The following is a 15,348-nucleotide window of genomic DNA, read 5'->3' as shown; positions in this document are numbered from 1 at the left end:
TTCCGCCGGCGAACCGCTGAGGGGGTTCGGCCTTGGCTTTCGGGGTGGGAACGGGATGGCTGACGGGACTGTTGGAACACGCGGCGGACGCGGTTCCCGAAAAGGGGTGGTGAACGGCGAGGATACGTCCGTCGGGGGTTCGCCCGAAGCGCTGCGCGAACTGGTCGGGGCCGGCGCCGACTGGGTCTGGGAGACCGACGCCGAGCTGCGCTTTTCCTGGCTTTCGGAGAACTACCAGGCCGCCACCGGCATCGATCCCGCCAGCATTCTTGGCCGTTTCCGCTTCGATTTCCTCAAGCAGATGGTGCACGGCAATCGACACGCCGCCGCGCATCTGGAGGATCTGCAGGCGCATCGGCCGTTTCGCGACTTTGTTTATGAGTTGAAGGGCGGCCGTCCCGGCTGCCGCTGGGTTTCGATCACCGGTTCCCCGCGGTTCGACGGCGAAGGCGAATTCATCGGCTATCGCGGCATCGGCCGCAACGTCACGGCACTGGCCGGTGCGCTGGACGAACTGCGGCAGGACGAGAGCGATCCGCCGGCCGGCGAGGCTACGCAGCACCTCGCCGATCTCGAGCGGACAATGGATGCCATGCATATGGGCGTCGTGGTGCTTGACGCGAAGTTCGACACGCTCATCGTCAACAAGGCCTATCGCGAGCTCTCCAGGATTCCCGACGGCGCCGTCACGGTCGGCGCGCCGTTCAGCCTGTTGATGGAACTCAACCGCCGCAACGGCATCTACGGCGATCTCGATGAACAGCAGTGGCAGCACTACCTAGCCACCCGCATCGAGGAGATCAGCGCCGGCTCGGTTGCGCCACGCGAATTTCTCCATGCCAATGGCAGGACGATGATGTTCTCCGTGACGGCGTTGTCCGGCGGCAAGCGGCTGTTGACCTACTACGACGTCTCCGAGCTCAAGCGTCGCGACGCCGAGATCGAGAGTGCCAACGCCAAAATTACGGAGACCTTCGCCAATCTTCGCACGATGGTCGACCAGATGCCGATCGGCGTGCTCGTCCTCGATGCGGAGATGCGCGCGGAGGTGATCAACCGCGCCTTCTATGATTTCTGGGAAATCGATCCCCGACGCGCCGGCATCGGCTGCGGCTTCCGCGAACTGATGCAGGCCAGCCGCGATATGGACCCTTACGGTGCTGACGATGCCGAATGGCAGGGCCACATCGCCGAGCGCGAAGCAGAAATCTCGGCCGGCCTGGTTGGCTCCAGGCAACTGCCACGCAATGACGGCCGTACGCTGATTGCCTCGCTGGCGCCGCTCGCCGGCGGCAAAAGGCTGATCTCCTATGTCGACGTCACCAACATGAAGGATCGCGAGGCTGAACTCGCCCAAGCGCTGGAGAAATCGCGGCTGGCCGAGGCGGTGATCAACGGCGTCAAGGACCCGATCTTCGTCAAGGACGACAATCTGCGTTTCGTCTTCGTCAATGAGGCGTTTTCGGCACTGTTCGGACAGAGCCCGCAAGCGATGCTGGGCAGGCCCGGCGGCGACTTCCTCAAGCAAAAGGACGCCGCGCAATTCGAAGACAGCGAACGCGCCGTGCTGGCGACCGGCACGCCCTACGAGGTCGAGGAGACTTTCGACGCCGAGGACGCCAGCCGCTCGCGCATCGTGCGCAAGAACCGCGTCGGCATGCCCAGCGGCCGCAACTATGTCGCCGGTTTCCTGTTCGACATCTCCGACATGAAGCGCCGCGAGACCGAAGCCGAGGACGCCCGCAAGAACCTCACCACGGTGCTGGAGTCGCTGCCGGCGGCCGTCATCATCTATGACCGCGACGACAAGTTCGTCTTTGCAAACCGCAAGCTGCAGGACACGCTGCCGGAGCTGAAACCGGCATGGCAGCCCGGCCGCAGCTTCCGCGAGGCCCTGGAACTCGGACATTCGGTCGGCTATTTCCGATCGAGCGGCGATCGAGAAATCGATAGGCTCTATGAAGGCGACCCCGATGTCTGGCTCAATGCCATCCTCGCCCGCTATCGCCTGCCCAACTCGTCCTATGAGCGCCTCAATGCGGACGGCCGCTGGTATCAGGTCTACGATATGCGCACCGAGGACGGCACCTTCATCGGCGTGCGCGTCGACATCTCGGAGATCAAGAGCCGCGAAAAGGCGCTGCAGGAAAGCATGCGCCAGATCGACCTGTTCCGCCACGTCATGGACGAACTGCCGGTCGCCGCCTTCATCAAGGCGCAGGATCTGAGCATGGAATTCGTCAACAAGGCCTGGTGCGCGCTGACCGGCATCCCCAAGGAGGAAGTCATCGGCCGGACCGATCTCCAGCTTTTCGGCATCGACGACGCCGAAACCTACACCCATGACGACACCGAGGTCGTCGTCACCGGCCGCGGCCGCGAGATCGAGGAGCCCGTTACCCATCGCGACGGCACGGTGCGGCAATTGATGACGCGCAAGAGCCGGCTGGTGGCGCTCGATGGGTCGGTGCACCTTGTCGGCTCCAGCACCGACATCACCGACGTCAAGGCGCGCGAGCAGGCGCTGGAAGAGAGCATGCGCGAGAACGAGGTGTTCCGCAATCTCATCGACAACGTGCCGGTGTCGATCTACGCCAAGCGCTCCGACCTCAGGCAGTTCTACGTCAACAAGGGCTGGTGCGACCTCACCGGCCTCCGCAGGGAAGACGCGATCGGCAAGACGGACATCGAGATTTTCGGCGAAGACGGCGAAGCCTTCGTCAACAGTGATCTCGCCGTGCTGCGCACAGGCGATACACAGGAGATCGAGGAAACGGTGACGCTTGCCGACGGCAGCGTGCGCCACCAGTTCGCCCGCAAGGGCGCGATGATCGCGTCCGACGGTTCGCTCTATCTGATTGGGTCGACCACCGACATCACCGAACTGAAGCTGCGCGAGGCCGAACTGCGCGAGGCGCGCCAGCGCGCCGTGCTGGCCGACCGCGCCAAGTCGGAATTCCTGGCCAATATGAGCCACGAGATCCGCACGCCGATGAACGGCGTACTCGGCATGGCCGAGTTGCTGGCCAAATCCGACCTCGATCCCAAGCAGAAGACGTTCACCGATATCATCGTCAAGTCGGGTAACGCGCTCTTGACCATCATCAACGACATACTGGACTTCTCCAAGATCGATGCCGGACAGCTGGTGCTCGACCCTGCGCCCTTCAACCTGCCCGAAGCGATCGAGGATGTGGCGACGCTGATATCGACGCGCGCCAAGGAGAAGGACCTCGAGCTCATCGTGCGCGTCGAGCCGGGCCTGGAAAGCCTGTTCGTCGGCGATGTCGGTCGCGTCAGGCAGATCGTCACCAATCTGGTCGGCAACGCGGTGAAGTTTACCGACGAAGGCCACGTGCTGGTCGACGTGACCGGACAAAGGGGGCCGACGGGGACAAAGCTTACCGTTTCGGTCACCGACACCGGCATCGGCATTCCGCAGCAGAAATTAAAGCTCGTCTTCGAAAAATTCAGTCAGGCCGACACCTCGTCGACCAGACGCCACGAAGGCACAGGGCTCGGGCTCGCCATCACCTCGCGGCTGGTCGAGTTGATGGGCGGCGAGATCGGTGTCGAGAGCGCCGAAGGCAAGGGCTCGACCTTCTGGTTCACCGTGACATTGCCCAGGGCCGAGGAACAGACCGGACGGCGGATCATGCCGGTCGACGTGACCGGCTCACGGGTGCTGATCGTCGACGACAATGCCGTCAACCGATCGATCCTGAGCGAGCAGATGGCGTCATGGACCTTCGATTCCTGCGCCGCCGAAAGCGGACCCGAAGGGCTCAAGGTGCTGGTCGCCGCGGCTGCCTACGGCGTGCCGGTCGACTGCGTCGTGCTCGATTATCAGATGCCGGGGATGAGCGGCGCCGAAATGGCGCGCGTCGTGCGCAACACCGCAGGGCTGGCCGACACGCCGATCATCATGCTGACCTCGGTCGACCAGTCGCTCGCCAACACCAGCTATCGCGATCTCGGCATCGACGCCCAGCTGATCAAGCCGGCGCGTTCCTCGGTGCTTCTGGAAACGCTGGTCGCCACCATCCAGCGGCACCATCACAATATCACGGACGGCCGTGTGCTGCCGGCGGCAAGCAGCGGTTCCGGCGGCGGCAGGAACGAACCGTCGCCGGCAAAGCCGCCGCTCGCTGCATCGGAACGCGCCTTGCTGCAACCGCCGCCGGTTCGTGCCCGCGCCCGGGCCGCCGGGGATGAACGCCGGCTCGACATTCTCGTTGCCGAGGACAATGAGGTGAACCAGATGGTGTTCACCCAGATAATCGGCGAAACCGGCTACAGTTTCGAAATCGTCGGCAACGGCCGCAAGGCGCTCGACGCCTTCGGCCGGCTTAATCCGCGCATGATCCTGATGGACGTCTCGATGCCGGAGATGAACGGGCTCGAGGCCACCGCCGCAATTCGCCGGCTGGAAGAACATACGGGTATGCATATCCCGATCGTCGGCGTCACCGCGCATGCCTTGAAGGGCGACCGCGAGCGCTGCCTGGAAGCCGGCATGGACGACTATCTGCCCAAGCCGATCAGCCCCAGGGCGCTGCTCGAAAAGGTCGAGCGCTGGGTCGGCATATCAGGCGAAGCCCAACGAGACGCTGGATAGCAACCTGCGGCGCCGCCGGGATTCGGCCGCGCCGCAACGGCCAAGGATATGGTGCGATCGCACCATATCAAAGCTGGCGCCCAGTCAGGACAATGGTCGCAACGAAACCGCTCATTCAGTTACGGGCGGGAGCAAGCGACCGCCGACAAGAAACAGCGTCGAATCTACCCCAACGGACCTGTTTTTGGCGATGGCTCGGCCAAGATTCGCTCTGGTCACGGGCAACGCGCTCCCGTCCGGTTTTTCTTTCTCGGCATCGCGGCCTGCGGTGTGCCGGGACTTGATGCCAGCACGAATTGCGCAAGCGTCTGATTCCAGCGGCAACTTCCATTCCCACAAACCGGCTTAAAGGGTGCGGCCCACAAGACGTCTGTGCGACGTTACCGGGCTGACACGAAACTGTCATGCGACTGTAATAATCGAAGGCTATTGGCCTCAGCGGGCGCCGGTTTGAAGAGGGCGCCAAGAGACCATCTTCCGAACAGGAGCAGGCCACATGAAGAAATTCCTCGTTACGGCATCGGCCGTGGCGGTAGCGTTCGCCGCATCGTCCGGTGTCGCCGCTGCGCGTGACCAGATCCAGGTCGCCGGTTCGTCGACCGTGCTGCCTTACGCCAAGATCGTCGCCGAGCAGTTCGGCGAAACCTTCACCAACTTCAAGACCCCGGTGGTCGAGTCCGGCGGCAGCGGCGCCGGCATCAAGGAGTTCTGCAAGGGCGTCGGCGAAGACACGATCGATATCGCCAACTCCTCGCGCCCGATCAAGAAGGACGAGCTGAAGTCCTGCGCCGACGCCGGCGTCAAGGACGTCCAGGAAGTCCGCATCGGCTATGACGGCATCGTCTTTGCCACCGACATCAAGGGTCCGGACTGGGCGCTGGTTCCCGCCGACATCTACAAGGCGCTCGCCGCCAAGCTGGTGGTCGACGGCAAGCTGGTCGACAACCCGAACACCAAGTGGAACCAGGTCAATCCGAAGCTGCCCGACTGGGATATCGCCGCCTATATCCCGGGTGAGAAGCACGGCACCCGTGAAGTGTTCGAGACCAAGCTGCTCGACGCCGGCTGCGACAAGGCCGCTTTGAAGGCTGCCGGCATCGCCGACGACAAGGAAATCGGCAAGACCTGCATCGCCATCCGCAAGGACGGCAAGGCTGTCGACATCGATGGCGACTACACCGAGACGCTGGCCCGCATCGACTCCAACAAGACCGGCGTTGGCGTGTTCGGCCTCGCCTTCTACGAGAACAATGCCGACAAGCTGAAGGTCGCTACCGTGGAAGGCATCGTGCCTTCGACGCAGACCATCGCCGATGGCACGTACCCCGTGTCGCGGCCGTTGTTCTTCTACGTCAAGAAGGCGCATCTGGGCGTCGTTCCCGGCCTCAAGGAATATGTCGAGTTCTTCCTTGATGACCAGATGATCGGCCCGGAAAGCCCGCTCGCCCAGTACGGCCTGGTTTCCGCTCCCGACGCCGAACGTCAGGGCCAGCGCGACGCCTTCGCCGCCGGAAAGACGATGTAATCAACCGACCGGATCAGGGCGCGGACCAAATCCGCGCCCTGATTTCGCCGCTTGCCGCAACGGTGGCGGCGATCTGAATTTTCCCTGGGGTGGGTGATGTCGTCCTTGCTCGTACTCGCCATAGTCATCGCCATAGGCGTGGTCGCTTTTGTGATCGGCCGCCAGCGCGCAGCGGCGCAGGATACCGGCAAGGTCAAGCCGCATTCGCGCGCGCATTATCATGGCTGGTGGGCCTTTCTGCTCGCGGTCCTGCCTGCCGTCCTGCTGCTCGCCGTCTGGGATATCGGCTCTTCCTTCTATCTCGACCGGCACATCCATGCCGCTTTGCCCGAGCGCACCGCCGACACAAAGGTGGCCAGCGAAGCGCTCGACGCCAGCCTGGTGAAGAGCCTGGCCAAGGGCCTGCGCCGGCTCGATGGCGATACCGCACTTCCCGCTACTTTCGCCGAATTGCAGCCGCTGCTCGCCGCCAAGGGCGTGGCACTGGCCAGCGACACACAGGACTATATGATCCCGATCGCGGTCGAGGCGAACCAGGTCCAGGACCGGCTCGGCCTGTTCGGCGCCGTGCTGACCTTCGCGCTGTCGGTCGCCGGCGCCTTCTATGCGCTGAGGCAGATCGCGCCGCGCGCCAGGGCGCGCAACAACGTCGAGAAGCTGATGCTGTGGGGGCTGCTTGCGGCCTCGACCATCGCCATCCTGACCACGGTCGGCATCGTGCTGTCGATGCTGTTCCAGACCATCACCTTCTTCGAGAGCGTGTCGCCGATGAGCTTCTTCTTCGGCACGGTGTGGGATCCGCGTTTCGCCGCCGCCGGTTCCGGCGGCAGCCAGGGTCAGTTCGGCCTGATCCCGCTTCTTGCCGGCACGCTCTATATCGCCGCCGTCGCCCTTCTGGTGGCAGTGCCGGTCGGGCTGATGTCGGCGGTCTACATGTCCGAATATGCCTCGCGCGGTGTGCGCTCGGTGGTCAAGCCGGCGCTTGAACTGCTGGCCGGCATCCCGACCATCGTCTACGGCATCTTCGCCGTGGTCACGCTCGGACCGTTCCTGCGCGACCTGTCGGCGGCACTCACCGGCGGCTCGCCCTTCATCCAGGGCCAGAGCATCTTCACCGCCGGTCTGGTGATGGGCGTCATGCTGATCCCGGTCGTGTCCTCTTTGTCCGACGACATCATCACCGCGGTGCCGCGCGCAATGCGTGACGGCTCGCTCGGCCTCGGCGCCACGCGCTCCGAGACGATCAAGCGGGTGATCCTGCCGGCGGCACTGCCCGGCATCGTCGGCGCCATCCTGTTGACGGCGTCGCGCGCCATCGGCGAGACGATGATCGTCGTGCTGGCGGCGGGCGTCGCCGCCAATCTGACGGCCAATCCGTTCGAGGCGATGACGACCATCACCGTCAAGATCGTCAACCAGCTGACCGGCGATCTCGAGTTCAACTCGCCGCAGACGCTGGTCGCCTTCGCGCTCGGCCTGACGCTGTTCGCGCTGACGCTGGTGATGAACATCGTCGCCCTCTACATCGTGCGCAAGTACCGGGAGCAGTACGAATGACCGACATCCCCCTGGACACGATGGCGGGCGCCGTCGCGCGTCCGCGCCGCGACATCGGGCTGAAGGCGCGCTATGCCGCCGAACGCCGGTTCCGCATCTATGGCGTGATTGCGATCTCGGTGGGCCTGGCGTTCCTGGCCATCATGTTGATCACCATCGTCTCGAAAGGCTACACCGCCTTCTGGCAGACGACGGTGACGCTGCCGGTCACCTTCGACGAGAAGGTGATCGATCCCTCCGGCAAGCGCGCGACCGACCCTACCGTGCTGATCAAGGCGAACTATCCCAAGCTCGCCGAAAACGCGCTGGTGGCCAAGCTCGGCATCGATCCGGCCAACAAGCCGATGATGCTGAAGCTCAAGGGCTTCCTGTCGGAAGGCGCCCGCGTCCAGCTGCGCGACATCGTCTCCGCCGATCCGTCGGTGATCGGCAGGACGCGTGACGTCGACATCCTGGCTGCCGCGAACCTCGACTCGGCCTTCAAGGGCCAGATCGACCTCGGCGTCGATGAAGCGCGCCGCAAGGTATCCAACCAGCAGATCGACTGGATGAACAAGCTCAAAGCCGATGGCGCGATGGCCGAGCATTTCAACACCGGCCTGTTCAGCTATGGCGCCTCCAGCCGGCCCGAAACGTCGGGCATGGGCGTGGCCATCATCGGTTCGTTCTACATGATGGTGATCGTGCTTTTGCTGGCGCTGCCGATCGGCGTCGCCGCCTCCATCTATCTGGAGGAGTTCGCCAAGAAGAACCGCTTCACCGACCTGATCGAAGTCAACATCAACAATCTGGCGGCTGTGCCGTCGATCGTCTTCGGTCTGCTTGGCCTTGCCGTGTTCATCAACTTCCTCGGCATGCCGCGCTCGGCTTCCTTCGTCGGCGGCCTGGTGCTGACCTTGATGACATTGCCGACCATAATCATCGCCACGCGCGCCGCCCTCGCCGCGGTGCCGCCGTCGATCCGCTCGGCGGCCCTAGGTCTCGGCGCCTCCAAGATGCAGATGGTGTTCCATCACATCCTGCCGCTTGCCGCCCCAGGCATCCTTACCGGCACCATCATCGGCCTGGCGCGTGCGCTCGGCGAGACAGCACCGCTGCTCTTGATCGGCATGGTCGCTTTCGTCGCCGATTATCCGACGACGCCTTTCGATCCGGCGACCGCGCTGCCGGTTCAGATCTATATGTGGGCAAACGAGGCTGAGCGCGCTTTTGTCGAGCGCATGTCCGGCGCCATCATCATCCTGCTCGTCTTCCTCATGGCCATGAACATCACCGCGATCGTGCTCCGGCGCCGGTTCGAGCGGCGCTGGTAGAAAAAAGGCAATTTGGTATGAACATCATGACCGAACAGTCCCTTGAGAATGCAGTGGGCGACAAAATGAACGCCAAGTCGAACGAAGTCATCAAGATGCGCGGCGACAAGGTCGGCGTCTTCTACGGCGAGAAGCAGGCGTTGTTCGACGTCAATCTCGACGTCCGCCAGAACCAGGTGACGGCGCTGATCGGCCCGTCCGGCTGCGGCAAGTCGACCTTCCTGCGCTGCCTCAACCGCATGAACGACACCATCGATTCGGCGCGGGTGACCGGCAAGATCACGCTCGATGAAGACGACATCTACGACAAGAACATCGATGTCGTCGAACTGCGCGCCCGCGTCGGCATGGTGTTCCAGAAACCCAACCCGTTCCCGAAGTCGATCTACGAGAACGTCGCCTACGGCCCGCGCATCCATGGGCTGGCCAAGCGCAAGTCCGACATGGACCAGATCGTCGAGCAGAGCCTGAAGAAGGCTGCGATCTGGAACGAGGTCAAGGACCGCCTGCAGGAGCCCGGCACCGGCCTGTCCGGCGGCCAGCAGCAGCGCCTGTGCATCGCGCGCGCCATCGCCGTGTCGCCGGAGGTGATCCTGATGGACGAGCCCTGCTCGGCGCTCGATCCGATCGCCACCGCCCGTGTCGAGGAGCTGATCGACGAACTGCGCCAGAACTACACGATCGTCATCGTCACCCACTCGATGCAGCAGGCGGCGCGCGTGTCGCAGCGTACAGCGATGTTCCATCTCGGCTATCTCGTCGAGGAGGGCGCCACCGACAAGATGTTCACCAACCCCGACCACAAGCGCACCCAGGACTACATTACCGGCCGCTTCGGCTGAGCCGTCCGGCGGGTGAATTTTCAGGCACGAGGACCAAGATCATGGGTGAACATACCGTCGCCTCCTTCGATGAAGAGCTCGGGCAGATCAGCAAGCTGATCCGTGACATGGGCGATCTGGCAGGCTCGATGGTCAGCGGCTCGACCAGGGCGCTGCTCAATTCGGACAATGCGCTGGCACAGCGTGTCGTTTCCGACGACGCCATCATGGATGCGCGCCAGCGCGAACTGGACGACCGCGCCATCACGCTGATCGCCAAGCGCCAGCCGATGGCCAACGATCTGCGCGCCGTGGTCGGCTCGATCCGCATGGCGGGCGACCTCGAGCGCATCGGCGACCTCGCCAAGAACATCGCCAAACGCGTCGGCACCGTGGGCTTGAGCGTCACGCCGCGCGACCTCTCGCACTCCATCGATGCCATGGCGCAACTGGTGCTGATCCAGGTGCAAGGCGTCGTCGAGGAATATGCCGCCACCGATGCGGCAGCGCTTGCAAAACTCAGGAATGACGACGAGCGCATCGACGTCAAATACACGTCCGTGTTTCGTGAGCTCTTGACCTACATGATGGAAGACCCTCGCAACATCACCGCCTGCACGCATCTCTTGTTCTGCGCCAAGAATCTTGAGCGCATCGGCGATCATGTCACCAACATCGCCGAAAATGCGTATTATGTGCTGACCGGCCAGCAATTGCCCGCCAATCGTCCGAAGCAGGACGAGACGGCGATGGCCACGCCGGCCTGATGAGGGTGAACTGCCTATGATCGCGCCACGCATCATGGTCGTGGAGGACGAGGAGCCGCTAGGCGTGCTCCTCCGCTACAACCTCGAATCCGAAGGCTATCACGTCGAGGTGGTGACACGCGGCGACGAGGCCGAGATCCGCCTGCAGGAAAACGTGCCCGATCTCCTGGTGCTCGACTGGATGGTGCCCGCTGTTTCCGGCATCGAGCTCTGCCGGCGGCTTAGAGTGCGGCCCGAAACCGAGCGGCTGCCGATCATCATGCTGACCGCGCGCGGTGAGGAAAGCGATCGCGTGCGCGGCCTGTCCACCGGTGCCGACGACTATCTGGTCAAGCCATTCTCGACGCCGGAGTTCATGGCGCGCGTGAAGGCGCTGCTGCGCCGGGCCAAGCCGGAAGTGCTGTCCAGCGTGCTCAAGGTCGGCGACATCGTGCTCGACCGCGAGTCGCACCGTGTCTACCGCAAGAAGAGCGAGATCAGGCTCGGACCGACCGAGTTCCGGCTGCTCGAATTCATGATGCGCCATCCCGGCCGCGTGTTCTCGCGCAGCCAGCTGCTCGACAATGTCTGGGGCGAGACGATCTACATCGACGAGCGAACCGTCGACGTCCATGTCGGGCGCTTACGCAAAGCGGTCAACAACGGCCGCATGCCGGATGTCATCCGTACCATTCGCGGCGCCGGCTACGCGATCAGGGAAGACTAGGATGCTGCGCGTCGCGCCGTTGCCGGCCATTCAGGCGACATGCTTGCCGGATTTGGCCTGAATGCCCGGCGCGAAAATCTCCTGATCGACGAAGCCGAGCGCGCGCATGGCACAGCCTTCGCGGATCAGCGGCAGCTCGTTGGGCTCGGTGTCGAAGGAGATCGACTTCGAGTGCTGGCCGCCGGCGGTCTGGGCGATCGCTTCGCGCAATGCCGGCTCGATCAGGTCGAAGGCGGCGGCGCTGACGCCAACCATGGCGACAGGCGCCGGGTCGATCAGCGCAAACAGGCTGCCGAGGCCGAAGCCGAGCGCCTCACCGGCCTTGCGATAGGCTTCGCGCTCCGGGCCATCGGTTTCGCGGGCGCGCGCGGCGAGTGCGCGCATATCAGCGTCGCCGATATCGACCGGCTCGGCATCTTCGCTCATCATTTTGGCGCTGCGCCAGATGGCGTAGTTTCCGGCATAGGCCTCGACGCAGCCGCGCCGCCCGCAGCGGCAGAGCGCGCCGCCCGGACGGTGGATCATGTGGCCGAACTCGCCGCCCGAGGAATGGGTGCCGGTGAACAGTTCGCCTTTCAGCACCAGCCCCATGCCGATGCCGTGCGACAAGAGGATCGCGATGAAATTGTCGCAGTAGCGCTCGGGCTGGCGCCATTGCAGGGCCACCGCCATCATATTGCAGTCGTTCTCCATGGTGGCAGGAATGCCGAATTCCGCTTCCAACATGTCGGCGAAGGCAATGTCGGTCAGTGGCGTGATTGGCGACCACAGCATGGCCCGCGCCTGCGAATCGGTGATGCCCTGGATGCCCATGGCAATGCGGGCGATGCTCTGGACATCGAGGTCCGGGTCCGCGAGACGCCGCCCGACGATTGCTACGCATTCGCCGATCAGCTCGTCGCGCGGCATGGTCAGCGTGTCGAGCCGGCGCTGTTCTTCCGCGACCACCTGGCCGGCATAGTCGATGACGGTGACGGAGAGGAAGTTCAGCGACAGCACCACGGTCATGACCGCCGCCGCTTCCGGGTTGAGGCCAAGGCCGACCTGCGGCCGGCCGCGTTTCAGCGAGCCGGTCTCGCCAGGCTTGCCTTCAATCAGGATGCCTTCTTGAATTAGATCAGACGAGATTGCCGATATCGTCGAATGGCTGAGGCCGGTGGTCGCCGCAATCTCGGTCCGCGACGGCTGGCCGGCCCGGCGCACGGCCGAAATCACCATCGCACGGTTGCGACGGCGCAGATCGTCGTGGCGGATCCCAACCGACATTTGTTTTCCTCCCGGCCTCCTCGCGCCTCATGATAGTGAAGGCGTTCGACGGCACCAGCCAAATATTGGCAGACGCCGGCAGCCCTGTCATTGTTTATTGCGGAGCTCGAAAAAATTCGGCAACGCCATCAGAATCCATCATAATCGATGTTGACAGTGCCTTATCATTGAACCAGTATTTTTTCGAGGCTCGAAAAAATGGAGCCTCTTTGTGCAGGCCTTCGGGCCGGTTTTGTCGCGCCGTGGGCGGCGCAGGGAGGGTTATAATGAACAGATTTGCAGCCGCCATGCTGGCGGGTGTCGCCATGTCGCTGGCGCTGATGTCGGTCGCGCAGGCGAAGGACAAGGTCATCGGCGTGTCGTGGTCGAACTTCCAGGAAGAGCGCTGGAAGACCGACGAGGCGGCGATGAAAACGGCGATCGAAGCCGCCGGCGACAAGTACATTTCGGCCGACGCGCAGTCCAATCCCGGCAAGCAGCTGACCGACGTCGAAAGCCTGATCTCGCAGGGCGCCAACTCGCTGATCATCTTGGCGCAGGACGCCTCGGCCATCGGCCCGGCGGTGCAGAAGGCGCTGGACGAAGGCATTCCGGTCGTCGGCTATGATCGCCTGATCGAGAACAAGGACGTCTTCTACCTGACCTTCGACAACAAGGAAGTCGGCCGCATGCAGGCCCGCGAAGTGTTCAAGGCGAAGCCCGAAGGCAACTATGTCTTCATCAAGGGCTCGGGCTCGGATCCGAATGCCGATTTCCTGTTCTCGGGCTCGATGGAAGTGCTCAAGGAAGCCATCGACTCGGGCAAGATCAAGAATGTCGGCGAGGCCTATACCGATGGCTGGCTGCCGGCCAACGCCCAGAAGAACATGGAACAGTTCCTGACCGCCAATGACAACAAGGTCGATGCCGTGGTTGCGGCCAATGACGGCACCGCCGGCGGCGTTGTCGCCGCGCTGACGGCGCAGGGCCTTGCCGGAACGGTTCCGGTCTCGGGCCAGGACGGCGACCATGCCGCTCTGAACCGCATCGCGCTCGGCACGCAGACGGTGTCGGTGTGGAAGGACGCGCGCGAACTCGGCAAGAACGCCGCCGAGATCGCCTCGCAGCTTGCCGATGGCAAGAAGACGGGCGACATTGCCGGCGCCAAGGACTTCACCACGCCTGGCGGCAACACCGTCAAGTCGCTGTTCCTGACCCCCGTCGCGATCACCAAGGACAACCTCAACGTCGTCATCGACGCCGGCTGGATCAAGAAGGACGAAGTCTGCACGGGCGTCGCCGCCGGCAGCGTCGCGGCTTGCAACTGATCTCGACGACTTGAAGAAATGAGGCGCCCCGGCGGTGAAACCGCGGCGTTTTCTCTACGAGAATTGTGTGTTTCCGCCATCGGCGGCAAACTTCTAGGCTGTGGTCCGGCATCCGCGCCAGACGGCAAGCCGCTGGAGGACATCATGACCGACACGACCTCAAATCCGCAGGCCGATACGGCACGAGCGTCTGAACTCGGCGCGGTCGCCCGGTTCCTGAAAGCGACCGAGCTCGACACGCGCATGCTCGGCATGGTCGGCGCGCTGCTGGTCATCTGGGTCGGCATACATATCCTGTCGGGTGGGCTTTTCCTGACGCCGCGCAATCTTTGGAACCTGTCGGTGCAGACGTCCTCGGTCGCGATCATGGCGACCGGCATGGTACTGGTCATCGTCATGCGCAACATCGACCTTTCGGTGGGCTCCGTCGAAGGCGTGATCGGCATGATCATGGGCGTGGCACAGGCCGAATTCCTGATTCGCGTCATCGGCTTCCAGCTTGGAAACCCCTGGCTCTGGGTCGTCGCGCTTGCCGCCGGCGTGGTGCTTGGTCTGCTGATCGGCGCGTTCCAGGGCTTCATCATCGCCTATATGCAGGTTCCGGCCTTCATCGTGACGCTTGGTGGCCTGCTGGTCTGGCGTGGCATGGCATGGCTCATCACCAGCGGGCGCACGGTCGCGCCACTCGACGCCACCTTCCAGCTGATGGGCGGCGGACCACGCGGCTCGATTGGCGCCGCTGCCAGTTGGATCGTCGGCATCGTCGCCTGCGCGGCGGTCGCCTTCGCGCTGCTCAACGGTCGCTCACAGCGCAAGCGCTTCAGCTTTCCACTGCGCCCCGTCTGGGCCGAGACCTTGCTTGGCGTGGTCACTTGCGCGGCCATCCTCGGCGCCGTGTGGATCGCCAATTCCTATCCATGGCCGATCGGCATCGTGCGCCAGTACGCACAGCAGAACGGCATCACCGTTCCCGAAGGCGGGCTGTTCATCGCGCATGGCATCGCCATACCGGTGCTAATGGCGGTGATTGTCGGCATCATCATGACGTTCATCACCAAGCGCACGCGTTTCGGCCGCTATGTCTTCGCCATCGGGGGCAATCCGGAGGCAGCGGAACTCGCCGGCATCAACACGCGCTGGGTGACCATGAAGGTGTTCATGATCATGGGTGTGCTGGCTGCAATCAGCGCGGCGATCTCGTCGGCCCGTCTCAATGCGTCAACCAATGCGCTGGGCACACTGGACGAGCTTTTGGTGATCGCGGCCGCTGTCATCGGCGGCACGTCGCTCGCGGGCGGCGCCGGAACGGTGATGGGCGCCATGCTCGGCGCGCTACTGATGCAGTCGCTGCAATCCGGCATGGTGCTGCTCGGCATCGACTCGCCGCTGCAGAGCATTGTCGTTGGCGCTGTCCTGGTCATCGCTGTCTGGCTCGACACCGTCTACCGCAAGCGCGTCTAGGGAGGAA

At 63.6% G+C, this 15,348-nt stretch carries 10 protein-coding genes; 9 read left to right on the top strand and 1 reads right to left on the bottom strand.

Going from position 1 to position 15,348, the window contains the following annotated elements; translation table 11 throughout:
* Window positions 1–109: 109 nt before the first annotated feature.
* The 7 genes from NKI31_RS07320 (at window position 110) to phoB (ending at window position 11,307) form a co-directional block, all read left to right on the top strand.
* Window positions 110–4,618 (top strand): PAS domain-containing hybrid sensor histidine kinase/response regulator, encoded by a 4,509-nt coding sequence (locus NKI31_RS07320; protein WP_352651000.1) that lies wholly within the window; start codon window positions 110–112, stop codon window positions 4,616–4,618.
* 496 nt (window positions 4,619–5,114) lie between these two features.
* The gene (locus NKI31_RS07315; RefSeq protein WP_023670113.1) at window positions 5,115–6,143 is read left to right on the top strand and encodes a substrate-binding domain-containing protein; all 1,029 of its coding nucleotides are present in this window, start codon (window positions 5,115–5,117) and stop codon (window positions 6,141–6,143) included.
* Between the two features lie 96 nt (window positions 6,144–6,239).
* Window positions 6,240–7,700 (top strand): phosphate ABC transporter permease subunit PstC, encoded by a 1,461-nt coding sequence (pstC, locus tag NKI31_RS07310; protein WP_023706293.1) that lies wholly within the window; start codon window positions 6,240–6,242, stop codon window positions 7,698–7,700.
* Window positions 7,697–9,013 (top strand): phosphate ABC transporter permease PstA, encoded by a 1,317-nt coding sequence (pstA, locus tag NKI31_RS07305; RefSeq protein WP_352650998.1) that lies wholly within the window; start codon window positions 7,697–7,699, stop codon window positions 9,011–9,013. The genes pstC and pstA overlap by 4 nt, the downstream gene beginning before the upstream one ends.
* 17 nt (window positions 9,014–9,030) lie before the next feature.
* Window positions 9,031–9,855 carry a phosphate ABC transporter ATP-binding protein PstB gene (pstB, locus tag NKI31_RS07300; RefSeq protein ID WP_352650996.1) on the top strand — a complete coding sequence of 275 codons (825 nt, stop codon included), beginning with the start codon at window positions 9,031–9,033 and terminating at the stop codon, window positions 9,853–9,855.
* A gap of 41 nt (window positions 9,856–9,896) precedes the next feature.
* On the top strand, window positions 9,897–10,601 hold the full coding sequence (gene phoU, locus NKI31_RS07295) for a phosphate signaling complex protein PhoU (RefSeq protein WP_023670109.1): 705 nt from the start codon (window positions 9,897–9,899) through the stop codon (window positions 10,599–10,601).
* A gap of 16 nt (window positions 10,602–10,617) precedes the next feature.
* Window positions 10,618–11,307: a phosphate regulon transcriptional regulator PhoB gene (gene phoB / locus NKI31_RS07290; RefSeq protein ID WP_031193203.1), complete on the top strand. Its 690-nt coding sequence runs from the start codon at window positions 10,618–10,620 to the stop codon at window positions 11,305–11,307.
* Between the two features lie 30 nt (window positions 11,308–11,337).
* Here the strand turns inward: phoB and NKI31_RS07285 are convergent, their stop codons facing one another.
* Window positions 11,338–12,573: an ROK family protein gene (locus NKI31_RS07285; protein ID WP_352650994.1), complete on the bottom strand. Its 1,236-nt coding sequence runs from the start codon at window positions 12,571–12,573 to the stop codon at window positions 11,338–11,340.
* Window positions 12,574–12,839: 266 nt separating this feature from the next.
* On the opposite strand from NKI31_RS07285, the gene xylF reads away from it, so the two are divergent.
* Window positions 12,840–13,880 carry a D-xylose ABC transporter substrate-binding protein gene (xylF, locus tag NKI31_RS07280; protein ID WP_023683968.1) on the top strand — a complete coding sequence of 347 codons (1,041 nt, stop codon included), beginning with the start codon at window positions 12,840–12,842 and terminating at the stop codon, window positions 13,878–13,880.
* 144 nt (window positions 13,881–14,024) lie between these two features.
* Window positions 14,025–15,341, top strand: a complete 1,317-nt coding sequence (locus tag NKI31_RS07275; protein WP_023683967.1) for a sugar ABC transporter permease — start codon at window positions 14,025–14,027, stop codon at window positions 15,339–15,341.
* The last annotated feature ends 7 nt before the right edge of the window (window positions 15,342–15,348 follow it).

This window comes from Mesorhizobium sp. M0659, assembly GCF_040320605.1.
Classification (GTDB): Bacteria; Pseudomonadota; Alphaproteobacteria; order Rhizobiales; family Rhizobiaceae; genus Mesorhizobium.
The sequence above is the reverse complement of the archived record's forward strand: the minus strand, read 5'-3'. Positions and strand labels throughout refer to the sequence as shown.